At 72.4% G+C, this 23622-nt stretch carries 21 protein-coding genes; 7 read left to right on the forward strand and 14 right to left on the reverse strand.

Annotated features, from left to right (window positions below; genetic code table 11):
* Window positions 1-6: 6 nt before the first annotated feature.
* From ACIP5M_RS06840 to ACIP5M_RS06855, 4 genes are all read right to left on the reverse strand, one after another.
* Window positions 7-2112 carry a xanthine dehydrogenase family protein molybdopterin-binding subunit gene (locus ACIP5M_RS06840; RefSeq protein WP_401192847.1) on the reverse strand — a complete coding sequence of 702 codons (2106 nt, stop codon included), beginning with the start codon at window positions 2110-2112 and terminating at the stop codon, window positions 7-9.
* Between the two features lie 65 nt (window positions 2113-2177).
* Window positions 2178-3170: an FAD binding domain-containing protein gene (locus ACIP5M_RS06845; RefSeq protein WP_401192849.1), complete on the reverse strand. Its 993-nt coding sequence runs from the start codon at window positions 3168-3170 to the stop codon at window positions 2178-2180.
* A complete protein-coding gene (locus ACIP5M_RS06850; protein WP_401192851.1) occupies window positions 3167-3703 on the reverse strand; it encodes a (2Fe-2S)-binding protein in 537 nt (178 codons plus the stop codon). Before ACIP5M_RS06850 ends, ACIP5M_RS06845 begins: the two co-directional genes overlap by 4 nt.
* A 145-nt stretch (window positions 3704-3848) precedes the next feature.
* Window positions 3849-4544 (reverse strand): TetR family transcriptional regulator, encoded by a 696-nt coding sequence (locus ACIP5M_RS06855; RefSeq protein WP_401192854.1) that lies wholly within the window; start codon window positions 4542-4544, stop codon window positions 3849-3851.
* Window positions 4545-4653: 109 nt separating this feature from the next.
* On the opposite strand from ACIP5M_RS06855, the gene ACIP5M_RS06860 reads away from it, so the two are divergent.
* Complete coding sequence (locus ACIP5M_RS06860) at window positions 4654-5637, forward strand: aldo/keto reductase (protein WP_401192857.1); 984 nt, start codon at window positions 4654-4656, stop codon at window positions 5635-5637.
* Between the two features lie 16 nt (window positions 5638-5653).
* Here the strand turns inward: ACIP5M_RS06860 and ACIP5M_RS06865 are convergent, their stop codons facing one another.
* The 4 genes from ACIP5M_RS06865 to ACIP5M_RS06880 form a co-directional block, all read right to left on the reverse strand.
* Window positions 5654-5983 (reverse strand): hypothetical protein, encoded by a 330-nt coding sequence (locus ACIP5M_RS06865; protein WP_401193556.1) that lies wholly within the window; start codon window positions 5981-5983, stop codon window positions 5654-5656.
* A 385-nt stretch (window positions 5984-6368) separates the two neighbouring features.
* The gene (locus ACIP5M_RS06870) at window positions 6369-8048 is read right to left on the reverse strand and encodes a carbohydrate binding domain-containing protein (RefSeq protein ID WP_401192860.1); all 1680 of its coding nucleotides are present in this window, start codon (window positions 8046-8048) and stop codon (window positions 6369-6371) included.
* A 372-nt stretch (window positions 8049-8420) separates the two neighbouring features.
* The gene (locus tag ACIP5M_RS06875; protein ID WP_401192863.1) at window positions 8421-8723 is read right to left on the reverse strand and encodes a DUF1876 domain-containing protein; all 303 of its coding nucleotides are present in this window, start codon (window positions 8721-8723) and stop codon (window positions 8421-8423) included.
* 11 nt (window positions 8724-8734) lie between these two features.
* Complete coding sequence (locus ACIP5M_RS06880; RefSeq protein ID WP_401192866.1) at window positions 8735-9844, reverse strand: mechanosensitive ion channel family protein; 1110 nt, start codon at window positions 9842-9844, stop codon at window positions 8735-8737.
* 356 nt (window positions 9845-10200) lie between these two features.
* On the opposite strand from ACIP5M_RS06880, the gene ACIP5M_RS06885 reads away from it, so the two are divergent.
* Window positions 10201-12525 (forward strand): family 20 glycosylhydrolase, encoded by a 2325-nt coding sequence (locus tag ACIP5M_RS06885; protein WP_401192867.1) that lies wholly within the window; start codon window positions 10201-10203, stop codon window positions 12523-12525.
* On the opposite strand, the gene ACIP5M_RS06890 is transcribed toward ACIP5M_RS06885, so the two are convergent.
* Together ACIP5M_RS06890 and ACIP5M_RS06895 are read right to left on the reverse strand one after the other, a co-directional pair.
* Window positions 12519-13298: a 3-hydroxybutyrate dehydrogenase gene (locus tag ACIP5M_RS06890; RefSeq protein ID WP_401192869.1), complete on the reverse strand. Its 780-nt coding sequence runs from the start codon at window positions 13296-13298 to the stop codon at window positions 12519-12521. The genes ACIP5M_RS06885 and ACIP5M_RS06890 overlap by 7 nt on opposite strands.
* Before the next feature lie 131 nt (window positions 13299-13429).
* Window positions 13430-13972 carry an FABP family protein gene (locus tag ACIP5M_RS06895; RefSeq protein WP_401192871.1) on the reverse strand — a complete coding sequence of 181 codons (543 nt, stop codon included), beginning with the start codon at window positions 13970-13972 and terminating at the stop codon, window positions 13430-13432.
* A 141-nt stretch (window positions 13973-14113) separates the two neighbouring features.
* On the opposite strand from ACIP5M_RS06895, the gene ACIP5M_RS06900 reads away from it, so the two are divergent.
* Both ACIP5M_RS06900 and ACIP5M_RS06905 read left to right on the forward strand, forming a co-directional pair.
* Window positions 14114-15184: a cation diffusion facilitator family transporter gene (locus ACIP5M_RS06900; protein ID WP_401192874.1), complete on the forward strand. Its 1071-nt coding sequence runs from the start codon at window positions 14114-14116 to the stop codon at window positions 15182-15184.
* A gap of 8 nt (window positions 15185-15192) precedes the next feature.
* Window positions 15193-15852, forward strand: a complete 660-nt coding sequence (locus ACIP5M_RS06905) for a DUF2278 family protein (RefSeq protein ID WP_401192876.1) — start codon at window positions 15193-15195, stop codon at window positions 15850-15852.
* Between the two features lie 6 nt (window positions 15853-15858).
* On the opposite strand, the gene ACIP5M_RS06910 is transcribed toward ACIP5M_RS06905, so the two are convergent.
* Together ACIP5M_RS06910 and ACIP5M_RS06915 are read right to left on the reverse strand one after the other, a co-directional pair.
* Window positions 15859-16107, reverse strand: coding sequence for a DUF6296 family protein (locus ACIP5M_RS06910; RefSeq protein WP_401192878.1), 249 nt, complete (start codon window positions 16105-16107; stop codon window positions 15859-15861).
* Window positions 16108-16206: 99 nt separating this feature from the next.
* The gene (locus tag ACIP5M_RS06915) at window positions 16207-16827 is read right to left on the reverse strand and encodes an L-threonylcarbamoyladenylate synthase (RefSeq protein WP_401192881.1); all 621 of its coding nucleotides are present in this window, start codon (window positions 16825-16827) and stop codon (window positions 16207-16209) included.
* Between the two features lie 454 nt (window positions 16828-17281).
* Here ACIP5M_RS06915 and fusA point away from each other — a divergent pair, with 454 nt between their 5' ends.
* Window positions 17282-19354: an elongation factor G gene (gene fusA, locus ACIP5M_RS06920; RefSeq protein ID WP_401192884.1), complete on the forward strand. Its 2073-nt coding sequence runs from the start codon at window positions 17282-17284 to the stop codon at window positions 19352-19354.
* Window positions 19355-19423: 69 nt separating this feature from the next.
* On the opposite strand, the gene ACIP5M_RS06925 is transcribed toward fusA, so the two are convergent.
* Window positions 19424-20491 (reverse strand): amidohydrolase family protein, encoded by a 1068-nt coding sequence (locus ACIP5M_RS06925; protein ID WP_401192887.1) that lies wholly within the window; start codon window positions 20489-20491, stop codon window positions 19424-19426.
* Window positions 20492-20518: 27 nt separating this feature from the next.
* On the reverse strand, window positions 20519-21826 hold the full coding sequence (locus ACIP5M_RS06930) for a cytochrome P450 (RefSeq protein WP_401192890.1): 1308 nt from the start codon (window positions 21824-21826) through the stop codon (window positions 20519-20521).
* A gap of 185 nt (window positions 21827-22011) precedes the next feature.
* Here ACIP5M_RS06930 and ACIP5M_RS06935 point away from each other — a divergent pair, with 185 nt between their 5' ends.
* Both ACIP5M_RS06935 and ACIP5M_RS06940 read left to right on the forward strand, forming a co-directional pair.
* Window positions 22012-22563 carry a hypothetical protein gene (locus ACIP5M_RS06935; RefSeq protein ID WP_401192892.1) on the forward strand — a complete coding sequence of 184 codons (552 nt, stop codon included), beginning with the start codon at window positions 22012-22014 and terminating at the stop codon, window positions 22561-22563.
* Between the two features lie 54 nt (window positions 22564-22617).
* On the forward strand, window positions 22618-23517 hold the full coding sequence (locus ACIP5M_RS06940; RefSeq protein WP_401192895.1) for an aminoglycoside phosphotransferase family protein: 900 nt from the start codon (window positions 22618-22620) through the stop codon (window positions 23515-23517).
* Window positions 23518-23622 lie beyond the last annotated feature (105 nt).

Here is a 23622-nt window from a genome sequence, read left to right on the forward strand (position 1 = left end):
CCTTCCTCAGCCGAGGGCCGTCAGGACGCGGTCCGGGGTGAGGGGGAGTTCGCGGATCCGGCGGCCGGTCGCATGGTGGAAGGCGTTGCCGATGGCCGCCGCCGTGCCGACGATGCCGATCTCACCGATGCCCTTGCTGCCCATCGGATTGAGGTGCTTGTCGTGCTCGTCCAGCCAGTGCACCTCGATGTCCGGCACGTCGGCATGGGCCGGGACGTGGTAGGAGGCGAGGTCGTTCTCGACGAAGCCCCCGAATGCGGGGTCCACGGTGCTGTGTTCGGTGAGGGCCATGCCCAGCCCCATGATCATGCCGCCGACGAACTGGGAGCGGGCGGTGAGCGGGTTGAGGATGCGGCCCGCCGCGAAGACGCCCAGGAGCCGCCGCACCCGGACCTCGCCGGTGACGGTGTCGGCCTGCACCTCCGCGAACTGGGCGCCGAACGCGTGCCGGGCGTACGGGGACTTCTGCTTGGCGGAGGCCGTCGTATCGGCCGGGACGGACACCCCTGTCTCGGGGATCGGGCCCGAGCGGCGGGCGAGGAGGTCGACGAGACTCGTGCAGGCGTCGTGGACCGCCCAGCCCCAGGAGGCGGTGCCGGCCGAGCCGCCGGCCACCGAGCCCTGCGGCAGCGCGGAGTGCCCGATCTCCACCGTCACCCGGTCCAGGGGGACCCGTAGTGCGTCGGCCGCGGTCTGCGCCAGGACGGTACGGGCGCCCGTACCGAGATCGGTGGCGTTGGTCTGGACGACGTACGTCCCGTCGGGCAGGGCGTGCGCCCGCGCCGAGGAGGGCCCGATGTACACCGGGTAGGTGGACGCGGCGACCCCGGTACCGATGAGCAGTGGGCCGTCCCGGCGGGGTGTGCGGTGGGCGGCCCAGTCGAAGCGGGCGGCCCCCTCGCGCAGGCATTCCACCAGGTGGCGGCTGCTGAACGGGTGGCCGCTGTCCGGTTCGGCGGTGGGCTCGTTGCGGATGCGCAGCTCGACCGGGTCGATGCCGAGGGCGTCGGCCAGCTCGTCCATCGCCGACTCCAGGGCGTACATGCCGGGGCATTCGCCGGGCGCCCGCATCCAGGAGGGCGTGGGCACGTCGAGGGGGGCGACGCGGTGGGTGGTGAGGTGGGCGGGCGCGGCGTACATGACGCGGGCGGGCACGGCGGCCTGCTCGACGAACTCGCGGACGCGGGAGGTGTGGGTGGTGACCTCGTGGGCGAGGGCGGTGAGCGTGCCGTCCGTACGGGCGCCCAGGCGCACGCGGTGCAGGGTGGGCGCCCGGTGGCCGACGGTCGCCGGGAGGTGGCGCCGCGGCAGGGCGAGGGTGACGGGACGGCCGGTGCGCCGGGTCGCCATCACGGCGAGGACGACGTGCGGGCGGGGGGTTCCCTTGCAGCCGAAGGCACCGCCCACGTGTTCGGAGACCACGGTGACCCGGTCCTCGGGCAGCTCGAAGAGGGAGGCCAGGGTGGAGCGCACCAGTCCGGAACCCTGGCTGGAGTCGTACACGGTGAGGGTGCCGCCGTCTGCGTCCCAGTGGGCGGTGGCGGCGTGCGGCTCCATGGGGTGGTTGTGCAGCGGCGGTACGGCGTACGCGCAGTCCACCCGGACCTGCGAGTCCGTGAATGCCGCGGCGGCGTCGCCCTTCTCGCGGTGGGCGGGGTAGCCGCCGTTGACCTGCTCGGGGGTGTAGGCGTCCGGGTGGCCGGCGTGGAGGACGCCGTCGTGGGGCTCGGTGTCGTAGCTGACGCGGACGGCAGCGGCCGCGGCCCGGGCGGCCTCCGGGCTCTCGGCGACGGCCAGGGCCACGTACCAGCCGCGGTGCGGAACCTCGGGATCCTGGAGCACGAGGAGGGTGGGGTCGTCGGCGGGCCCCAGCCGGGGCGCGTCGGAGGGGGTGAGGACGGCCAGGACCCCGGGCAGCGCCAGCGCGCCGGCGGTGTCGACGGCGGTGACCCGCCCGCGGGCCACGGTGGCGGGCACCGGCCAGGCGTACGCCCGGTCCGGCAGGGCGTGCTCGGCCGCGTAGCGGGCCGCTCCGGTGACCTTCTCCCGGCCTTCGCGGCGGGTGGTGGGGGTGCCGAGGGCGGGTGCCTGCGTGACGGTGCTGGAGACCATGGCGGGGTCCTCGCGATCCGGGACGGAGTGGGGGCGGAGGGGCGTTCAGGGCCGGTCGGTGCCGTTCAGGGACCGACGCCGAGGACGAGGGAGTTCAGCACGTCGCAGGCGAGATTGCGGGCGAGGGGCACCTTGAAGGCGTTGTCGCGCAGCGGCTCCGCCCGGTCGAGTTCGGCCTCGACGGCCTCCCGTACGGCCCCCTCGGTGGGGGCCTGACCCAGCAGCCGTTCCTCGGCGGCGGTGGCGCGCCAGGGCCGGTGGGCGAGCCCCCCGAAGGCGAGCGCGACATGGCGCACGCGGCCGTCGGCGACGTCGAGCACGGCGGCGACGGAGGCGAGCGCGAAGGCGTACGAGGCGCGGTCGCGTGCCTTGCGGTAGCGCGAAGGCAGGCCGGCGCCCTCCGGCGGAAGCATGACGGCGGTGACGATCTCGCCCGGTTCCACGACGGTGTCGCGTTCGGGGTGCTCGCCCGGCAGCCGGTGGAACGAGGCGGCCGGGACCGTACGGGCGCCGTTCGGGCCCTGGAGCTCGACGGCCGCGTCCAGCGCGGCGAGCGCCACGGCCATGTCGGACGGGTGGGTGGCGATGCACTGCGCGGAGTGGCCGAGTACGGCGTGATCGCGGTGGACTCCGTCGCGGGCTCCGCAGCCGGTGCCCGGCTCCCGCTTGTTGCACGGGGTGCCCACGTCCTGGAAGTAGGGGCAGCGGGTGCGCTGCAGCAGGTTGCCGCCGGTGGTCGCGACATTGCGCAGCTGGGCCGAGGCGCCGGCCAGCAGCGCCTGGGAGAGGGCGGGGTAGCGGGCGCGGACGAGGGGATGGAGCGCCAGGTCGCTGTTGCGTACCCCCGAGCCGATGCGCAGCCCGCCGCCCGGCGTCTCCTCGACGGAACCGAGCGGCAGCCCGGTGAGGTCGACGACCGTGTCGGGGGCCTCGACCCCCAGCTTCATGAGGTCCACGAGGTTGGTGCCGCCGCCGAGGTAGCGGGAGCCGGGCCGCGCGCCGTGGGCGGCGATGGCCTCCGGCAGGCCGGCGGCGCGCACGTACGCGAACGGCTTCATGCGACCACCCCCTCGGGGGCGGCGCCCCGGGAGCCCGCCGCCACGTCCCGGACGGCGTCCACGATGCGGGGGTAGGCCCCGCACCGGCACAGGTTGCCGCTCATCGCCTCGGCGATCCCGTCACGGCTGAGGTCCGCGGACCGGGGGTCGGCGGCGGCCTCGGCGAGCAGGCCGGCGGCGGAGCAGAGCTGGCCGGGCGTGCAGTAGCCGCACTGGAAGGCGTCCCGTTCGAGGAAGGCCTCCTGCAAGGGGTGCGGTCCGCGCGCGCCGTCGCCCAGCCCCTCCACGGTCGTGACGCGGGTGCCGTCCTGCGCGACGGCGAGCAGCAGGCAGCTGTTGGCGCGCCGCCCGTCGACCAGGACGGTACAGGCGCCGCACTGCCCGTGGTCACAGCCCTTCTTGGCGCCGGTCAGGCCGAGGTGCTCCCGCAGCAGGTCCAGGAGGGTGACCCGGTGGTCCACGTCGCGTTCGTACTGCTCGCCGTTGACGTGCAGCCGGACACGGGAGCGGGTCTCCGGGGTTGAACGCGCCACTTCCACTGCTGCCCCTTTGTCACGGAATGCGGATGTACCTCCCCTCGGATAACCCGTCGGAGCGGATCTCACACCTCGCGTGTGGGACAAGTGGGTACACGGTCGGCCCCACCCCGGCGGGGCCGGCGCCGGGGTAGGAGACCTCCTATGCCGGCCGGATCAGGCGGCGGACGGATTCGACCACCGTCTCGCGGTGGCGGGCCAACCGGTCGGGGGACCAGGCGACGGCCGGGCCGCCTGCGGGGGTGGCGACCGCCGGGGTGCCGACCGCCGGGGTGCCGACCGCCGGGGTGTCACCTGGCATCGCGCTGTCCGACGCCGTGCCGTCCGACGCCGCGCCCTCCGGCGCCGTGCCGTCCGACGCCGCGACGCCCGCCGCGCCCGTCCACGCCTGCGCCAGGCCCATCACCAGCGTGAGCAAGTCCGCCGGGTCGAGGCCGGGGTCGATCAGCCCCGCCGCCTGTGCCCGCTCCACCGCCGCGAGCTTGCCCCGGTAGGACTCCGCCTCGGCCTCGGTGATGCCCGGCCGCTCCAGCTGCTTCCACTGCACCAGCCGCATCAGGTCCGGTCGTGCCACGAGGTGGTCGAAGACGGCCCCGACGTACCCCGGCAGGTCCTCCGCGTCGAAGGGCACCGACTCCGAGCCCGTCTCCAGCGCGCGCTGGAGCACGGCGTCGAAGAGCTGCTCCTTGTTGCCGTAGTAGACGTAGATGAGCCGCTTGTTCGCCTGGGCGGCCTCCGCGATGCGGTCGACCCGCGCCCCGGCGATGCCGTACGCGGCGAACTCGGAGAAGGCCGCGTCGAGCAGCCGTGCCTTCGTTGCGCTGGAATCCCGTGCCATGGCAGCCACCCTAGCAAGTAACTATCTAGTTATTGACATCCCGCGCACTCGTGCTCCAGACTCGAACTATCCAGTTAGTTACTTACTGCTTCCACGGAGGACGGACATCATGGAGATGCGCGCACTGGGCGGTCAGGGCCTTGCGGTCGGCGCCGAAGGCCTCGGCCTGATGGGCATGAGCGCCCACTACGGAGCCACCGACGAAACCGAGTCCCTCGCCACCATCGACCGCGCCCTGGAACTGGGCGTGACCCTGCTCGATACCGCCGAGGGATACGGCCCCTTCCGCAACGAGCAGCTCCTCGGCAAGGCCCTGACCGGCCGCCGCGACGCGGCCGTGGTCGCCACGAAGACCGGCGTCGAGTTCACCGACGGGGGTGAGCTCCGGGGCCACAACGGCACTCCGGAGTACATCCGCCGCTCCGCCGACCGCTCGCTGCGCCACCTCGGCACCGAACACATCGACCTCTACTACCTCCACCGCGTCGACCCGAACGTGCCGATCGAGGAGAGTGTCGGCGCCATGGCCGAGCTGGTCGCCGCCGGCAAGGTCGGCCACATCGGGATCTGCGAGGCCGCCGCGGCCACCATCGTCCGCGCCCACGCCGTGCACCCGCTGGCCGCCGTACAGACCGAGTACAGCCTCTTCGAGCGCGGCATCGAGCACGACGGCGTCCTGGACACGCTGCGCGAGCTCGGGATCGGCCTCGTCGCCTACTCCCCGCTCGGCCGAGGCTTCCTTTCCGGGGCGGTGACCAGCCCGGACGACTTCGCCGCCGACGACTTCCGGCGCACGGACCCCCGCTTCCAGGGCGAGAACTTCGCCGCCAACCTGGCCGTCGTCGACCGGGTCCGCCGGCTCGCCGCGGAGAAGGGGGTCACCCCCTCGCAGCTCGCGCTCGCCTGGACCCTGCGGATGGGCGCCGTGCCGATCCCCGGGACCAAGCGCCGCCGCTACCTGGAGGAGAACGTCGCCGCGACCGCGGTCACGCTCACCGACGCCGACCTGGCCTCCATCGACGCCGTCGCGCCGCACGGCGTGGTCGCGGGGGACCGGTACGCGCCTGAGCTCATGACCTCCCTGAACGGCTGAACCCCGCGGCCGGACCTCATCCCTTGGGCCGCGCGGCGCGGAACCGGACCGCGCCGTACCCCAGCAGCCAGGGCAGGACCGTGAGCAGACCGAGTTCGACGGCGAAGAAGCCGATCACGTCGCCCCTGCTGGGCATGACGTCGTCCGGTTTGAACCTGGCGATCACGGGCGCCGCCATCACGGCCACCGGCACCGCGAAGGAAGCGATCCGCGCCTTGGTGCGGGACCCGCCCCGGGCCCGCCCGCACCACACGCCGAGCCCGGCCATCACGAACGGCCCGCATACCCACCACAACAGGACGAGCATGAACAGCAACGCCGTCCAGTCGTCCGCGTAACCACCCATCACGAGCGCCCACCCCCCTGCCGCGGCCGGTCCGCACCTTTCCGTGACGGCTCCTCGGCCCACGGCCGAGAGGCGCGTTCCGTCTCCCCTTCCGGAGTATGCCGCAGGGGGGTCCCACGGGCCCAAGGGATTCCGCGCCGCGGGCCACCGGCCGCGACCAGAAAGGAAGTTCAGGCGAGCGGATCCCCCGGCCGTCCACCGCGCCCGGGCCCGGCGCCGAGGCGGATGAACCACTCCGTCCCCAGGATTACCGTCGGTGACGGCACCCTGAGCGCCCCGGCCCCGGGCAAGGGCAACCCGCGCGTGTACGTCCTGAACGGGCCGGGGCGGACCGGAACCGCCGGACCGTACCTGAAGTAGCCGAACGGGTCGCCCCCGGCCCGGTTCAGCCGGTGAAGCCGGCCGTGATGGAGGTGAACTGCCAGTCGCTCTGGGCGATACCGGAGCAGGTTTCCTGGAGGCCGCCGCCCGGGCAGCCTCGGTCGCGGTTGACCGACCAGAAGGCGAGGCGGGCGATGTGGTGGGAGTTGGCCCAGTTGCGGATGTCGGTCCAGTTCTGGACGGTGGTGGTCTCCTGGGTGTCGCTGATGCCGTTCATTCCGGAGATGCCGATGTGCGCATAGGCGGTGGCGTCGTCCCAGCCGAAGGTGGACTTGAGCTTGGCCTTGAGGCCTTCGGTGGCACTGACGGTACTGGCGTACATGTCGGTGGAGGCGTTGCCGAAGTCGAAGGGCATGATGGTGAAGACGTCGATGCCCGCGTTCAGCGCCTTGGCCTGCTCGATCAGGCGGTTGCCCCACGAGGTCGGGCCCGTGGTGCCGGTGCCGAAGGTGAGGATGGTCTTCAGACCCGGGTTGTTCTGCTTGACGATCTTGAGGGCGCCGAGGATGCGGTCCTGGACCACCGCGTTCTCGAACTCGTCCGTGTTCTCGATGTCGACGTCGATGGCCTTGAGCCCGTAGGCGTTGATGACCTGCTGGTAGGCGCCGGCCAGGGCTTCGGGGGTGGCGCAGTTCGGGCCGAGCTTGTTGCCCTGCCAACCGCCGATGGAAGGAACGATGTCGCCGCCGGCCGCGCGGATCGCGTTGACGGTGCTCTGGTCGACGCCGCCGGTGAGGGCGCGCTGACCGTCCCAGGCCGGGTTGCAGCCGCCGGAGGAGAGGATGAACGCCATGGTGAACCACTTGGCGCCGGTCGCGTTCATCACCGTCGTCGCGCTCGGCGGGTTGCCCCAGCCGAGGTAGAGGTAGGGGGCGGCCTGCTTGAAGCCGGCCGGGGGAGTGGTCGTGGAGTCGGTGGTGACCGTGAGGGGGCCCGATGCGGCGGAGGTGTTGCCCGCCAGGTCACGGGCGCGGACGGTGAAGGCGTACGAGGTGTCGGCGGCCAGTCCGGTGACCGTCGCGCTCGTGGTGGTGGACGTGGCCACTTTGCTGCCGCCCTGGTAGACGTCGTAGCCGGCGACGCCGACGTCGTCGGTGGAGGCCGACCAGGACAGGGAGACGCTGGAGGAGGTCTTGCCGGTGGAAATGAGACCGCCGGGCACGGTGGGGGCGGTGGTGTCCGTGCCGCCGCCGGGGCCGTCCAGGCTGATGTCGTCGGCGTGGTAAGTGCCTTGGCCGTACCACCCGTTGAGGTAGATCTCGGTGCTGGTCTGGGCGGCGCCGGTGGTGAAGGAGACGGTGAGCTTGGAATAGCCGGCTGAGCCAGAGGTCCAGGTGGAGGCGCCGCCCGTGACGCCGAGGTACACGTACTTGCCCTGTACCCAACTCGACAGCGTGTAGGTGGTGTTGGGCCGCACCGAGACGGTCTGGGTGCACTTGGCGTTGTCACTGGCACTGGCCGCGCCGGCCAGCGCCTTCCCGCCGCCGTGCACCGGCGAGCTCACGACCGAGCCCAGCCCTCCGGTACAGGACCAGCCGGTCAGCGTGCCCGACTCGAAGTCGCCGTTGGTGAGGAGGTTGGCGCCGAACGCCGCGCCGGGAGCGGTCAGCACGGCGGCCGCGCCGAGGACGGCGGCGCCGAGGCCTCCGGCCAGACGGGTGAGGGTGTGGGTGCGGGTACGCAAGGAAGACCTCCGTGGGGGGAGAGGAAGGCAGCGCGGAGCCCGGATTCGGTGACCTCGTGGTCAACGGGGATCGCGCCAGGCCAGGCCAGGCCGAGCCAGGCGTGAGCGAACGACGGCTGCAATGGATGCCCGAATGCCGCGAAGGCGGACGGCAGTTGGCGCCGTGACCGCCCTCTGGCCGGGAACCTATTCCTCCGGATCACCCGCCGTCAATAGGTCTGGACCAATCGTGTCGGTGGTGTGCATCCCCTGCCGTGATCCGCTTCGTACCCCCACGCGCATCGGTGCGCCACCACGCGTGACCGGGCGCCCGACGCTGCCCACTGTCAGCAGTCGGGCGCCCTGCGTGGTCGCCCCCTGGGCCCCCGCGTCCTACTTGTCCGGCCCCAGGTCCTCCGGCCAGCCGTAACCGGTGCGCGGCTGCTCCGGTACGGCACCCACCGCCGCCAGGTCCCGGTCGGCGGCACGCATCAGCTGGCCCGCCAGGTCCCGCATCGCCCGGCTTGCCGCCAGCTCGTCACCGATCGCGGGGACCTCCACGTCCTGGGGGTTGCAGCGCGCCCTGCCCCGGCCGACCAACGTCGTCTTCCCGGTGTCGAGCACCGCCCGGGCCTTGGTCGTGCCGTCCTCCTCGGTCAGGTGGACGCCCACCGTCCACTCCTCGGCGTGTGTCATCGCGCGCCTCCTCACACCCCGGTACCTCTGTTGCCGGCTGCTTCCAGGATCCCCCCGTGGGCTCCGCCGCGCTGCTGCGGGACCGGTGCGGAGCCCGACGGCTGGACCGAGACCGTCCGGGTGGGGGCCGGGATGGAGATGCCCTCGGCCCGGTAGCGCTGGTGCAGGCGCTTGATGAACTCGTGCTTGATCCGGTACTGGTCGCTGAACTCGCCCACGCCGAGGATCACGGTGAAGTTGATCCGGGAATCCGCGAAGGTGTGGAAGCGGACGGCGGCCTGGTGATCGGCGACCCCGCCCGTGACGTCGGCCATCACCGTGTCGACGACGTCGAGGGTCACGCGTTCGACGTGCTCCAGGTCGCTCTCGTAGCCGACGCCCACCTGGACGAGTATCGACAGCTGCTGTTCCGGCTGCGAGAAGTTGGTCATGTTCGTCCGCGCGAGCCGCCCGTTGGGGATGATCACCAGGTTGTTCGACAGGTTGCGCACGACGGTATTGCGCCAGTTGATGTCGACGACGTACCCCTCCTCGCCGCCGCTGAGCCGGATGTAGTCCCCGGGCTGCACCGTCTTCGAGGCGAGGATGTGCACCCCCGCGAAGAGGTTCGCGAGGGTGTCCTGGAGCGCCAGGGCGACCGCGAGACCGCCCACCCCGAGGGCGGTGAGCAGCGGTGCGATGGACACGCCGACGGTCTCGAGCGCGACGAGCACGCCCATGGTGAGGACGACGATCCGCGTGATGTTGACGAAGATGGTGGCCGATCCGGCCACCCCCGTGCGGGACTGCGCCAGGGACTGCACGAGCCCCGCGACGACCCGGGCCGCGGTGACGGTGGCGATGAGCACGAGCACGGCGGTCAGCGTGTGGTTCACGACCTCCGTCACCCGCTCCGTGAGCGGCAGCGCCGAGGCCGCGACGGCCGCACCCCCGATGACGGCGCCCCAGGGCACGACCGTGCGCAGCGCGTCGACGATGACGTCGTCCCCGCTCCACGCCGTCCGGCTCGCGTGCTTGCCCAGCCACCGCAGGACCGCGCGCAGCAGCAGCCCGGCCGCGAGGCCCGCGGCGAGCGCGATGGCGGCCACCACCCAGTCGTGCAGGACGAGGTCCCGGTTCAACGGACCCCCTCCGGGCGGCGGAGGGCCGGGGATCCGGCGAGGGGCGTCGCAGGCCGTCGTATGTGCTGTGTCGTCACCTTGTCACCTGTCAGATCGTGCTGTGCGGAACCCCGTTCGGCGTACGTGCGTACGCATCCGAACCGGGCTGTCATCCTGCCCCATGAACCGGAACGCGCCGTAGCCGGTCCGATGTCGGAGGGCGCTGTGAGGCCGTCCGGAACCGGGATCGTGCGTGTTCATGCGTGTTCATGCGTGTGCAGTAGCCTTTTCGAGCATCTATTGACACGGAGTCGGTGCTGCGCTGCACTGGTGCCCCCTCACACGCCCCGCTCGGCCACACCCGGCTGGAGGCAGCCATGCGTCTGCTCCGCTCGCTGATCGCCACCGCCTGCGCGGTGTTCGCACTGGCCTTGCCCGGCGGCGTCTCCGCCGGCCCCGCGCATGCGGCCGCGGGGCCGCCGCAGACCGTCCCGGCCCTCCGCCAATGGACCGCCGCCACCGGTACGTACACCTTCGGCGCCACCGGCCGCATCGTCGTCGACCCCGCCCACACCACCCAACTCGCCGACGAGGCGGCAACCTTCGCCCAGGACCTGGGCGACCTCACCGGGCGCAGCGTGGCCGTCGTCACCGGGACCCCCGCCGCGGGCGACATCGGGCTCGGCCTCGGCGAAGCGGGCCTCCCCGCCGAGGGCTACCGGATGAGCGTCGCGGAGGCCCTCACCATCCGGGCCGGCACGGACACCGGCGCGTTCCACGGCACCCGCAGCGTCCTCCAGCTCCTGAAGCAGTCCTCCTCAATGCCGGCCGGCACGGCGGTGGACTGGCCGGCCAAGGCGGAGCGCGGACTCATGGTCGACCAGGGCCGGAAGTTCTTCACCGTCGACTGGCTCAAGCAGCACATCAAGGAGCTGGCCTACCTCAAGCTCAACTCCTTCCACTTCCACCTGTCGGACACCTACGGGTTCCGCCTGGAGAGCTCCACGCACCCCGAGATCGTCTCCACCGACCACTACTCGAAGCAGGACATCGCCGACCTGGTCGAGCTCGGCCGGAAGTACCACGTCACCATCGTCCCGGAGATCGACACCCCCGGGCACATGAACGCGGTCCTCGCCGCCCACCCCGAACTCAAGCTCAAGAGCAGCTCGGGCGCGGTCAGCCCCGACTTCATCGACCTCTCGCTCCCCGCCTCCTACGCCCTGATCAAGGACCTGATCAACGAGTACCTGCCGCTGTTCCCGGCCCCGTACTGGCACATCGGCGCCGACGAATACGTCACCGACTACGCCAAGTACCCGCAGCTGCTCAGCTACGCCCGCGCCCACTACGGCGCGAACGCCACCGCCAAGGACACCTACTACGGGTTCGTGAACTGGGCGGACGACCTGGTGCGGGCCGGCGGCAAGACCACCCGGATGTGGAACGACGGCATCAAAGCCGGCGACGGGACGCTGCGCCCCCACCCCGGCATCGTCGTCGAGTACTGGTACACCTACGGCCTCACGCCCCAGCAGCTGGCCGACGCCGGCCACATCGTCGCCAACGAGTCCTGGACCCCCACCTATTACGTCCTCGGCGGCGCCAAGCCCGACACCAAGTGGATGTACGAGACCTGGACCCCGGACCGCTTCGAGGGCGGCAACACCCTGTCCGACCCTGCGAAGAACCCCGGTTCGGTGCTCCACGTCTGGTGTGACAACCCCACCGCCGAGACCGAGGGGCAGATCGCGGCCGGGATCATGTACCCGCTGCGCGCCCTTGCGCAACAGACCTGGGGTTCACCCAAGCTGACCGCGACCTACGCCGCGTTCACCCCGATCGCCTCCGCCGTGGGTCACAACCCCGCATGGCCCGGAGCCGGCCGGCCCGGCAACCTGGCCCTGGGCCGCCCGGCCACCGCCTCCAGCACCGAGACGGCCGACTTCCCGGCGGCCGCGGCCACCGACGGCGACCCCGGCACCCGCTGGTCCAGTGCCTACGGCGACCCGCAGTGGCTCCAGGTCGACCTCGGCTCCACCCACAGCATCAGCCGCGTGGTCCTGCGCTGGGAGGCGGCGTACGGGAAGTCCTTCCAGATCCAGCTCTCCGACGACGCCACCACCTGGCGCACCGTCTACTCCACCACCACCGGCGCCGGCGGGGTCCAGGACCTCACCGGTCTGACCGGGTCGGGCCGCCACATCCGCGTCCTCGGCACCCAGCGGGGCACCGCCTACGGCTACTCCCTCTACGAATTCGAGGCGTACGGGGACCAGCTGAGCGGCACCCGCACCCTGACCGCAGCCGGCAAGGCGCTCGACGACCCGGCGAGCTCCAGCACGTCCGGCACCCGGCTGATCACCTGGACACCACACGGCGGCCCCAACCAGCAGTGGCTGCTGACCCTCAACGGCGACGGCGCCTACACCCTGGTCAACGGCTCGTCCAAGCTGTGCGCGGACGTCGCCGGCGGTTCCACCGCCGCGGGCGCGGCCGTGGTCCAGGCCACCTGCACCGGCGGCGACAGCCAGCGCTGGAAGATCACCGGCCCGGACTCCGGCTCCGGCGGCCACGCGGTGACCAACAAGAAGAGCGCCCTCCTGCTGACCACCGCCTCCGCCGCGGACGGAGCCCTCGTCACGCAGCAGCCGGCCAACGGCTCGGCGTACCAGCTGTGGCAGATCAGCGGTCTTCAGTGAGCGCCCCACCCGCCGTCCAGGGGGATGGACGAGCCGGTGACGTAGCCGGTGTGCGGGCCGCAGAGCCACACCGCGACCGCCGCCACCTCCTCCGGCTCGATCAGCCGCTTGATCGCGGACCGCTTCAGCAACACGTCGGCCACGACGTCCTCGGGCGCGATGCCGTGGGCCTCGGCCTGGGAGCCGATCTGGCGCTCGACCAGCGGAGTGCGGACGTAACCCGGGCTGATGCAGTTGCTGGTCACCCCGTACGGGGCGCCCTCGAGGGCCGCGACCTTGCTCAGGCCCTCCAGCCCGTGTTTCGCCGCCACGTACGCGGACTTGAAGGCGCTGGCCCGCAGTCCGTGGACGCTGGAGATGTTCACCACCCGCCCCCAGCCGCCCGCGTACATGTGCGGCAGGCAGTGGCGGAGCAGCAGGAACGGCGCGGTGACCATCACCCGCTGGATCAGCTCGAAGCGGTCCGGCGGGAAGTCCTCGATCGCCGCCACGTGCTGCAACCCGGCACTGTTGACCAGGATGTCCACCTCGCCGGGCAGCGCACGGACCGCCTCGGCGTCGGCCAGGTCCACCACGTGCGCCCGGCCGCCGACCGCCTTCGCGACGTCCTCGGCCGCGCCGGCGTCGATGTCGGCCACGTGCACGAGGGCCCCCGCCCCGGCCAGAGCCCGCGCGCAGGCCCGGCCGATGCCGCTGCCGCCCCCGGTCACCAGAGCGGTGCGGCCCGACAGGTCCGGCGGGGCGGCGGGATCCACGTGAAGTTCGCTCGTCATGGCCGGAACCTAAGAGACGCACGACCCGGCAGCCCACGTGCGCGGACACCACAGTCCGCGACCGGCGTATGGCAGGGGCCGCCATACGCGCGGCAGACCGGACCCCGCCTACCCGTGACGCCCGTCCGCCCTCAGTCCGTGCGCAGGCGCAGGTGCGTCGTGAGGTGGTGCTGCAGGGGCTGGCCGACGGCGGCCATGTCGTGGGTCACCGTCATCTCACCCGACCGCAGGGCGTAATGGCGCCGGGTGGCGGTGACCTCCTTGGCCAGCGGCGTCAGCGCCACGTCCTTGGTCTCGATCTCGATCTCCGTACCGGACACCCGCCCGACATACGTCTCGACGATGCCCGTGGGGTGCGCGAGCACCACGTCCAGCGACGCGTCGGGCGTCACCCGCCACCACCCGGCCTCACGCCCCGCCGGCCGCACGGGCGCACCCGACTCGTCGATCAGCCACGCCCGGGCCTCGTACCGCAGGAAGGGCCGGCCGTCGTGGCTGAAGGTGACCTCCTGCTCGTACCGGAAGTCCCGTTCCAGGGTGGGGTACCGGCCCTCCCCGCGCCCGTGCCAGCGCCCCAGCAGCGGCAGCACCGGCGTGAGCAGCGGATGTGGATCCGGCCCCGCACCGAGGACGTGGCTGTCGGGGTACGGATTGTCCTGCACCGATTCAAACACTGTTCTCCCTACCTGTTTTACCGTGTGCCGCGCGGCGCGAAGCCTAGCGCTCCACAGGCGCACTTGCGAGCGCATCGCACCTGGCCACAGGGGGTATGACGGTGGTAGCCGCAATCGGATCCGTGTGCCACGGTGGGTCCCATGGAGGGTTACCGACACGCACACACCCACGCCCACGACAACCCCCACCCGCACCCGCACCCGCACCCCCACAGCCACGGTGACGGCCACCGCCACGCGTCCCGGCCCCACAGCCACGTCGCCGCCGACAAGGTCGACGCGGCGATGGAGACGTCCCGCGAAGGGATGCGCACGCTGTGGATCTCCCTGGCCGTCCTCGCCGTGACCGCCCTCCTCCAGGCCGTGACCGTCGGCCTGTCGGGTTCGGTGGCGCTGCTGGGCGACACGGTCCACAACGCCGCCGACGCCCTGACCGCCGTACCCCTGGGGATCGCGTTCGTCCTCGGCCGCCGGGCGGCCAACCGCCGCTACACGTACGGCTACGGCCGCTCCGAGGACCTGGCCGGCATCGTCATCGTGGCGACCATCGCGGCCTCCGCCGTCGCCGCCGGCTACGTGGCCGTCGACCGGCTGCTGCACCCCCGCGAGGTCACCCATCTGGGGGCGGTCTGCGCGGCCGCCCTGATCGGGTTCGCCGGCAACGAGTGGGTCGCCCGCTACCGCATCCGCACCGGCCGCCGGATCGGCTCGGCCGCGCTCGTCGCCGACGGACTGCACGCCCGTACCGACGGGTTCACGTCGCTGGCCGTCCTGCTCGGAGCCGGGGGCGCGGCCCTGGGGTGGCCGGCCGCCGATCCGCTCGTCGGCCTCCTGATCGCCTCCGCCATCCTGCTGGTGCTGCGCGACGCCGCCCGCGAGGTGTGCCGCCGTCTGATGGACTCCGTGGACCCGGCCCTCGTCGAGACGGCCGAGGCCGCGCTGCGCGCCGTGGACGGCGTACTGGGCACCGGCCAGGTGCGCATGCGGTGGATCGGCCACACCCTGCGCGCCGAAACGGACATCGTCGTCGCCCCGCACCTGACGGTCGTCCAGGCGCACGAGCTGGCCGTGGCCGCCGAGCACGCCCTGATCCACGCCGTCCCGCGGCTGACCGCGGCCACGGTCCACACCGACCACCCACCGCTCGACCACCGGACCGCCGAGGCGCAGTTCCCGGCGAGTCAGGGACCCGCGCCCGCGCCCGGTGGTTGACTGGGCGCATGCCGCTCGAAGCCTACGGAGTGCTGTCAGGAACGCTGCACCGGCACTTCCGCGACCAGCCCGACGCACAAGGGCGCTGGTTCCACGTCAACCTCGAGGTGGACGCGCCCGCCGGGAGGTACCGGTGCGCCGTCGACGTGGACAGCAAACAGTCCGCCACCGGCGTCCAGTGGAAGGTGTTCACGCTGGCCGCCTCGGTGCTCGAACCGGCGTCGCCGCTTCCGCCCGGATTCCACGAGCTCGCGATGACCTCGGGCTCGGGCGCCATCGACTACCTCCGGCACCCCGCGTTCGCGGACCGCACCGGCTGCCTGTTCGTACGCCGCCCGCCGGCCTGGCTGGAGCACCTCCTGGCCCGGCTGGACCCGCCCCGGCCCTGGATCTCGGGATCCACCCTGGAGGCCACAGAAGCCCTCGAGGAGATCCTCCTGCCCGGCCGTCCGATCATGATCTTCGGAGAGCCCTTCGACGCGGGCCTCGGCATGCACAACATCCACCAGAACCAGGGCGATCCGTACGGCAGCCAGTGGTGGGACGACAACGGCGTCTGGCAGGACGGCGCCACCCTCACCCGCCGTCCCGACGGGCAGTACGACGTCTTCCTCAACAAGTTCTCCACCCAGGCCGACCACACCGACGGCGCCGGCCACCCGGCATAGGCCCGGTCAGGACGAGTCCGGCCGGCGCGCCCGTACGGTTCGGGGGAGGGCCTGGTGGGCGCCCGAGGCGAGCATCCGGACCTCGTCCTGGTCGCTGATCTCCGCGCGGATGATGCCGGTCTCGTCGGCGTAGACGGGATGGCCACCCGGGCCCGACTGCTCGGTGCGCCGGACGACGACGGTCTCCGCGTCCTCCGCCCCGAGTTCGGCGCCCTCGAACACGAGCTCGTAGCGATCCTCGTCGTCTTCGCCCACCACGTACCTCCTGGTCCCCGTTGTCGCGTACCAACGTGCCCCATGGACGCCCCTGACGAGCCGCACCACGCGGCACCGGGGTCCGACCGGGGTACGCGACTACTCGAAGCGAGCGGTGTCGCCCGCGCCCCGGCGTACGATCTCGGCCTCGCCGCCGGAGAAGTCGATGACGGTGGTCGGCCTGGTGCCGCAGTCCCCCGAGTCGAGGACGACGTCCACCAGGTGGTCGAGCCGTTCCTTGATCTCCCAGCCCTGGGTCATCGGCTCCTCCTCGTCCGGCAGCAGCAGCGTGCTGGAGAGCAGCGGCTCACCGAGCTCGGCGAGCAGGGCCTGGGTGACCACGTGGTCGGGGATCCGGACGCCGACCGTCTTCTTCTTCGGGTGCTGGAGCTGGCGCGGCACCTCCGCCGTGGCCCGCAGGATGAAGGTGTAGGGGCCGGGCGTCGCCGCCTTGATCGCACGGAACACGTCGTTGTCCACGTGCACGAACTGGCCCAGCTGCGCGAAGTTCTGACACACGAGGGTGAAGTGGTGGCGGTCGTCGAGCTCGCGGATCGACCGGATCCGGCTGATGCCCTCGCGGTTGCCCACCTGGCACCCCAGGGCGAAGCAGGAGTCCGTCGGGTACGCGATCAGCCCGCCGGAGCGGATGCTGTTCGTCACGTTGCCGATGGTGCGGGGCTGGGGGTTCTCAGGATGCACATCGAAGTACTTCGCCATTCGCCGAGCCTACGGGATCGGACGCCCCGGCGTGTCCGCCGCCCCCGCTCCACGCGAACGCTGCGGAGTGAATAATCCCGTGCCCCGGACCGGCTCCGCTCCCTACACTCGCCACACGCGCTGCCCACCGGGCACCGCGCGCCTCATGCGGAGTTGACGAAGAGAAGGGGAACCAGGCCATGCGCACCGACCGCACCATCGCCTTCGTTCCCCCGTCCCGGTACGACGTGATCCCGGTGTCTCGCGGCGAGCGGTGCCGGCTGCGCGGCCGTCACCGCATGCCACGGACGCACTTCTAGGGTCCCGTTCCGTCCCTGCCGTTCCCTCTGCGCCGCCGCCCGCCCGGGCCTTTCCCCGGGCGGAGCCGCGCCACGGGGCCGGTGGCAGGGGCGACGGACCTGCCGTCCGGCAATCGCGCTGCCCTCTTCACTCGGCATTCGAAAGGCCTCGGGCCATGCGCACCAACAACCGACCGCTCGCCACCACTTCCCCCACCGCCGTCCGCAACCTGGGCATCCTCGCCCACGTCGACGCCGGCAAGACCACCATCACCGAACGCATCCTGTTCGCCACCGGCGCCATCCACAAGCGCGGAGAGGTCCACGACGGAACGACCGTCACCGACTTCGACGCCCAGGAACGCGACCGCGGCATCACCATCTTCGCCGCGGCCGTCAGCTGCACCTGGGACGGACACCGCGTCAACCTCATCGACACCCCGGGACACGTCGACTTCTCCGACGAGGTCGAGCGGTCCCTGCGGGTGCTCGACGGGGCCGTCGCGGTGTTCGACGCCGTCGCCGGCGTCGAGCCGCAGAGCGAATCGGTGTGGCGCCAGGCGGACCGGTACGGCGTCCCGCGGATCGCGTTCGTCAACAAGCTCGACCGGGCGGGCGCCGACCTCGACACCGCGGTCGCCTCCATCCGGGAGCGGCTGGGCGCCGTTCCCCTGGTCGTCCAGCTGCCCATCGGGCGGGAGGACGGCTTCACCGGCGTCGTCGACCTGCTGGGCATGCGCGCACTGGTCTGGCACCCGGGCTCCGACACGTACGGGACGGAGCCGGTCCCCGAGCCGCTGCGGGAGGAGGCGGACCGCCGCCGCCGGCTCCTGGAGGAGACGGTGGCCGAGCTCCATCCCGAGGCGCTGGAGGAGTTCTGCGCGGCGGGCGCGCTGACCGGGCCTACCCTGGCCCGGGCCCTGCGGGAGCTGACCCTCGCCGGGCACGGCGTGGTGGTGCTGTGCGGCTCCGCGTACCGCAACCGCGGGATCGAGCCGCTGCTGGACGCCGTCCTGGCCTACCTGCCGTCGCCCGCCGACATGCCTCCCGTACGGGGGACCGTGGACGGAGTGGAGCAGGAACGGGCACCCGACCCGGCGCAGCCGTTCACCGGCCTGGCCTTCAAGGTGACGGCGACGCCGACCGGGCGCCTCACCTACCTGCGCGTGTACGCGGGCACCCTCCGCAAGGGCGCGACCGTACTCGACGCCGGTACGGGCCGCACCGAGCGGATCGGCCGGATCCTGCGGGTCCAGGCCGACCGCCACGAGGAACGGGAGGAGGCGGTCGCCGGTGACATCGTCGCCGTGATCGGCCTCAAGGCCGCCCGGGCTGGTACGACCCTGTGCGCACCCGGCGCGCCGCTGCTCCTCGAACCGCCCTCCGTGGCCGAGCCGGTCGTCTCGGTGGCGGTCGAGGCTCTCCGGACCAGTGACACGGGCCGGCTCTCGTCCGCGCTGGCGCGGCTCGCCGAGGAGGATCCCTCGCTGGCGGTGCGCTCCGACCCGGAAACGGGCCAGACCGTGCTGTCGGGGATGGGCGAACTCCACCTGGAGGTCGCGGTGGAGAAGATCCGCCGGGCCCACGGAGTGGAGGTCGTCGTCGGCCGGCCGCAGGTCTCCTACCGGGAGACCGTCGTGCGCGGGGTGACCGGCCTGGTCTACCGGCACGTCAAACAGGACGGCGGCGCGGGTCAGTTCGCGCATGTCGTCATCGATGTGGAACCGCTGGAGGAGGTGGGATTCGAGTTCCGCTCGACGGTCGTCGGCGGCCGCGTGCCCCAGGAGTACGCACGGGCCGTGGAAGCCGGCTGCCGCGACGCCCTCGCCGAGGGCCCCCTCGGGGGCTACCCGGTGACCGGCCTGCGGGTCACGCTCACCGACGGGGCGACCCACTCCAAGGACTCCTCGGAGATGGCGTTCCGCGCGGCGGGCCGGTTCGCGCTGCGCGAGGCGCTGCGCGCGAGCGCGATGGAGCTGCTGGAGCCGGTGGTGGAGGTCACGGTGACGGTACCGGAGGACGGTGTCGGGGGAGTCCTCGGTGACCTCGCGGCCCGGCGCGGGCGCGTGTCGGGGTCCACGACCGGTTCCGGCACGGCGGTGATCACCGCGGCCGTTCCGCTGGCCGAACTCTTCGGCTACGCGTCCCGGTTGCGCGGCCGCACCCAGGGCCGCGGCACCTTCACCACCCGCCCGGCGCCCCTCGCGGCGGTACCGCAGTCGATCACGGCCGCACTCCTGACGCGCTAGCGCCGCCGGCGCGCCGTCCGCCCCGCCGCTCCAGGCGGGGCGGACGGGGCGGACGGGGTGGACGGGGCGTCAGACGGTCGCCAGCTGCGGGATCAGGCGCAGGGCGTTGTCGTGGTAGATCCCCTGACGCTGCTCCGCCGTGAGGGCCGGATCGGCGTCGAGGGCGGGGAGCGCCAGGTCCATGACCGTATCGGCGGGGGCGGCCGGCCAGTCGGTGCCGAACAGGACGTGGTCGGCGGGTACGTGGGCGAGGAGGGTCGCGGCGGCCGCCATCGGGCCGGCCGTGTCGTAGTAGAAGCGGTGCAGGTGGTCGCGGACGGCGGCCGGGTCGATCGGCGGGTCGCAGAACCGCCCCAGGGCCTGCAGGCGCGTCGCGATGTACGGCAGGAACCCGCCCGCGTGCGGCAGGATCACCGAGATGTCCGGGAAGCGGTCCAGCGTCCTCTTGCTGATCATGTTCACGGCGGCCCGTGTCGTGTCCAGCAGGAAGTCGCACATGAAGTTCGGAATGCCCGGAACCGTCGCCGCGCCGGGCGGACCGCCCGGCAGGTTGTGCGGGTGCGTGTCGACCACCGCGGACAGCTCGTTCAGCTCGTGGAACACGCGGTCGTACGCCGGATCCCCGAGGTAGACACCCCCATAGTTGGCGGTCACGTTCACCCCGACGGCCCCGAGCTGCCCGAGCCCGCGCCGCACGGCCCAGGAGGACGCGTCGAGGTCGTCCAGGAACAGCGGTACGTAGAAGGCGAACCGTCCCGGATGCGAGGTCGCCACCTCGATCATCGACTGCAGGGTGATGTTGATGGCCTCGCGCAGCTGCGCCGAGGAACGGTAGCGCGCCGGCAGCATGGGCTTGAGGACGGCCGTCGCGATACCGGCCCGGTCCATGAAGCGGATCGGGGCCTCGGCGTCGAGCTTGGCCCACGGCGGCAGTTGCTGCGGGTTGATCAGCTCGTGCCGTTCGGCCCACTCGCGCCATTCCGGGGCGCAGAAGTGGTGGTGCATGTCGATCTTCGACTGGGCCGCGTGCCTTTCGGCCGGTTCCGGAGCGGAGTCCTCCCGCACCAAGGAGATCCGGGGCTCCTCCTCCGGTGTTCCCAGGAGGCTCAGTCGGGAGGTATGCGAAGAGTCCGGCATGCCGAATCCACCGTCCGTCGGGTTGGTTTACTTTCCGGTCGCCACGGAGGCCATGGGCGCGAGGTCGTCGTCCGGACGTGAAGGGTCCAGGACGAGCATGAGCCGTTCGAGACCCCGGAAGGCCGCCACCGGCCCCTTCAGCCACGCGCCCTTGCTCTCCTCCGCGTCCACCGGCTCCATGCCGGGGAACGCGCGCAGGAGGCAGGAGAGCGCGATCTCGAGTTCGAGCCGCGCGAGCGGCGCCCCCAGGCAGTAGTGCGTGCCGTGTCCGAAGCCGAGGTGCATTCCGTGCAGGCCCTCGCGCGTCACGTCCAGGACATCGGGGGAGTCGAACTTCTCCGGGTCCCGGTTCGCCGAGGAGATGGCGATCTGCACGAGCGAGCCCTTGGGGATCACCGTCCCGCGGATCTCGGCCTCCTCGGCCGCGTACCGGAAGGTCGACGTCTCCACCGATCCCTCGAACCGTACGAGTTCCTCGACGGCCCGCGGGATCAGCAGCGGGTCCCGCCGGACCTTCTCCAGCTGATCGGGGTGCAGGAGCAGATCGAGGACGGAGTTCCCGATCTGGTACGCGGTCGTCTTGTGCCCGGCGAAGAACAGGACCCACAGCGACGAGACGAGGTCCGCGTCGTCCAGACCCTCCTCCGCGTGGACGAGGTCGCTGAGGAAGGAGTCCGACGGGTGCTCGCGCGTGTACGAGACGAGCCGGGCCAGCCGGCCCTGGAGCCACTCCTGGGCCGCCTGCAGCTCCGCCCGCATCCCGGGGTCGAACCGGGCGCGCGTCACCACCGAGAACTGTCCCAGGATCTCCGGGCGGTCCTCCTCCGGGATGTCCATGAGCTCGCACAGGACCGCGATGGGCAGCGGGAAGGCGAACGACGACATCAGGTCGACGGTCCTGCTCTTGGCGCACTCCCGCAGCAGGCCCTCGGCGATCTCGGTGATGCGCGGCCGCATCGCCTCCACGCGGCGGGGCGTGAAGGCGCTCCGCAGGGTGCGGCGCAGACGGGTGTGCCGGGGCGGGTCCGAGAACAGCACGTTGTCGTCGAGCGCGTCGAAGAAGCTGCCGTACACCGCGTGGTAGGTGTCGAGGGCCCCGCGCATGTTCTTGCTGAACCGGGGGTCCGACAGCGCGTCCCGGGCGTCGTCGTAGCGGGTGATGAGATAGGTGTCGACCCCGTGCCGCGGCGTCAGCGGGCACACCGGGGCCTGCTCGCGCAGTGCGGCGTAGACGGGGTGGGGGCACGCCCGGTATTCCGGCGCGCCGGCGGCCACCGCCGCCACGATCTCGTGCAGCGCCGGCCCGCCGTCCGGGGCCGCGTTCTCCTGCGTCATGTTCCGCACCCTCCGTGGCACTCGCGGTCTGCGGACACACCGGTTCCCTGGCGGAGCGGAGCGCGAAACCACTCCTGGCTCGATCGAGTGAGACCGCGTCCGCCGTCCGGTCCGGCCGTGTGGCGGGCCCGCGGCGCCGGGGGAAGGCTGCCGGTGCCGCCGCCCACGCCGCAAGGAGTCAGCGCATGGTCCGTACGCTCGCCCTGGTCCTCACGACAGCCGCCTCGCTCGCCCTGGCCCCCGCGGCCACCCCCGCCCCCCACGACGGACCCGGCAGGTCCGCCTCGGGCCGCGCCCTCGTCTACCGGGCCACCGCCCGGTACCAGCAGCACGAGACCGCGGTGCGGGACGGCTACGTACCGGACAAGTACTGCGTCGCCGACCGGGCCGGATCGGGCGCGCTCGGCTACCCGCACTTCAACCACGCGTACGACAACTCACTCGACCCGGCCAAGCCCGCCGCGCTGTTCTACGAGGACGACGGACACGGTGGCAAACGCCTGGTCGGGGTCCAATGGCTGGTCTACGACCGCGACCAGGACCTGGCGACCGACGACGACCGGCCCTCCCTGTTCGGCGTCCCGTTCAAGGGCCCCCGGCCCGGCAACTTCCGAGGCCAGCCGATCCACTACGCCCTGCACCTGTGGCTGTGGAAGAAGAACCCCCGGGGCCAGTACGAGACCTACAACCCGGCGGTGACCTGCCTCCCCGGCACCACGCGACCTCCCGCCACGTGAGCGGGGCGAAAAGCGTTTGACGCCCGCCGGCGTCCGGCGGTCGGATGGCGCCCCATGAGCACAAGGCACGCGCATTCCGGCGCGCACCCCGTCGACGACGACCTCGTACGGCGGCTGGTCGCCCGGCAGTTCCCCCGGTGGGCGGGACTGCCGGTGGAGCGGTTCCCCTCCGGCGGGACGGTCAACGCCATGTACCGGCTGGGCGACGCCATGGTCGTCCGGCTGCCGTTGGCGCAGGGCGGGGCCCCGGACGTGGTGAGGGAGCAGGAGTGGCTGCCCCGCCTCGCTCCCCTGCTGCCCACGCCCGTCCCCGAGGTCCTCGGGGCGGGCGAGCCCGCCGAGGGGTACCCGTGGCCCTGGTCGGTGTACCGGTGGCAGGCGGGCGAAAACCCCGAGGCGGGCGCGCTGAGCGAGCCCGTGCGGCTGGCCCGCGATCTGGCCGGCTTCGTGGCGCGGATGCGCGACATCACCCTGCCGGGGGCGCCGGCGGCTTACCGCGGCGGGCCGCTCGCCTCGCTCGACACCCCGACGCGCGCGGCGATCGAGGCACTGCGTGCGATCCCGGAGGAGGGAGTCGACTGCGATGCCGTGGCCGCCGTATGGCAGGACGCCCTGCGCGCCCCGGCCTGGGACGGGCCGCCGGTGTGGCTGCACGCCGATCTGATGCCGGGCAACCTGCTGGTGCGCGCCGGCAGGCTGAGCTCGGTCATCGACTTCGGGTGCATGGGCGTGGGCGATCCGGCCTGCGATCTGTTCCCCGCCTGGAACCTGCTGCCCGCCGACGCGCGGAAGGTCTTCCGCGAGGCGCTCGACGTGGACGACGCGACCTGGACCCGCGGCCGGGCCCGGACGCTCTCGCAGGCGCTGATCGCCCTGCCCCACTACCGCGAGACGAACCCGGCGATGGCGCGCAACGCCCGGCACGTGATCCGGGCCGTGCTCGCAGACCGCTGAGCAGGCCTTCCTTCCGGCACGGACCTCGTGCCAACGGGGCGTCACCCGGATGCCGGCGCGGGGCGTCACCCGGGTGCCCGGCGCGGGCTGCGCGCGCTGCCCGGA

Source organism: Streptomyces sp. NPDC088762, from assembly GCF_044750905.1.
Classification (GTDB): domain Bacteria; phylum Actinomycetota; class Actinomycetes; order Streptomycetales; family Streptomycetaceae; genus Streptomyces.

Bases quoted from the DNA above. Each gene is read 5' to 3' on its own strand.
- ACIP5M_RS06905 (WP_401192876.1), top strand. From the start codon at position 15,193: ATGCCGCTCGAAGCCTACGGAGTGCTGTCAGGAACGCTGCACCGGCAC.
- ACIP5M_RS06875 (WP_401192863.1), bottom strand. From the start codon at position 8,723: ATGACACACGCCGAGGAGTGGACGGTGGGCGTCCACCTGACCGAGGAG.
- ACIP5M_RS06890 (WP_401192869.1), bottom strand. From the start codon at position 13,298: ATGACGAGCGAACTTCACGTGGATCCCGCCGCCCCGCCGGACCTGTCG.
- ACIP5M_RS06935 (WP_401192892.1), top strand. From the start codon at position 22,012: ATGGTCCGTACGCTCGCCCTGGTCCTCACGACAGCCGCCTCGCTCGCC.
- ACIP5M_RS06915 (WP_401192881.1), bottom strand. From the start codon at position 16,827: ATGGCGAAGTACTTCGATGTGCATCCTGAGAACCCCCAGCCCCGCACC.
- ACIP5M_RS06845 (WP_401192849.1), bottom strand. From the start codon at position 3,170: ATGAAGCCGTTCGCGTACGTGCGCGCCGCCGGCCTGCCGGAGGCCATC.
- ACIP5M_RS06860 (WP_401192857.1), top strand. From the start codon at position 4,654: ATGGAGATGCGCGCACTGGGCGGTCAGGGCCTTGCGGTCGGCGCCGAA.
- ACIP5M_RS06855 (WP_401192854.1), bottom strand. From the start codon at position 4,544: ATGGCACGGGATTCCAGCGCAACGAAGGCACGGCTGCTCGACGCGGCC.
- ACIP5M_RS06865 (WP_401193556.1), bottom strand. From the start codon at position 5,983: ATGGGTGGTTACGCGGACGACTGGACGGCGTTGCTGTTCATGCTCGTC.
- ACIP5M_RS06940 (WP_401192895.1), top strand. From the start codon at position 22,618: ATGAGCACAAGGCACGCGCATTCCGGCGCGCACCCCGTCGACGACGAC.
- ACIP5M_RS06840 (WP_401192847.1), bottom strand. From the start codon at position 2,112: ATGGTCTCCAGCACCGTCACGCAGGCACCCGCCCTCGGCACCCCCACC.
- ACIP5M_RS06885 (WP_401192867.1), top strand. From the start codon at position 10,201: ATGCGTCTGCTCCGCTCGCTGATCGCCACCGCCTGCGCGGTGTTCGCA.
- ACIP5M_RS06925 (WP_401192887.1), bottom strand. From the start codon at position 20,491: ATGCCGGACTCTTCGCATACCTCCCGACTGAGCCTCCTGGGAACACCG.
- ACIP5M_RS06930 (WP_401192890.1), bottom strand. From the start codon at position 21,826: ATGACGCAGGAGAACGCGGCCCCGGACGGCGGGCCGGCGCTGCACGAG.
- fusA (WP_401192884.1), top strand. From the start codon at position 17,282: ATGCGCACCAACAACCGACCGCTCGCCACCACTTCCCCCACCGCCGTC.
- ACIP5M_RS06900 (WP_401192874.1), top strand. From the start codon at position 14,114: ATGGAGGGTTACCGACACGCACACACCCACGCCCACGACAACCCCCAC.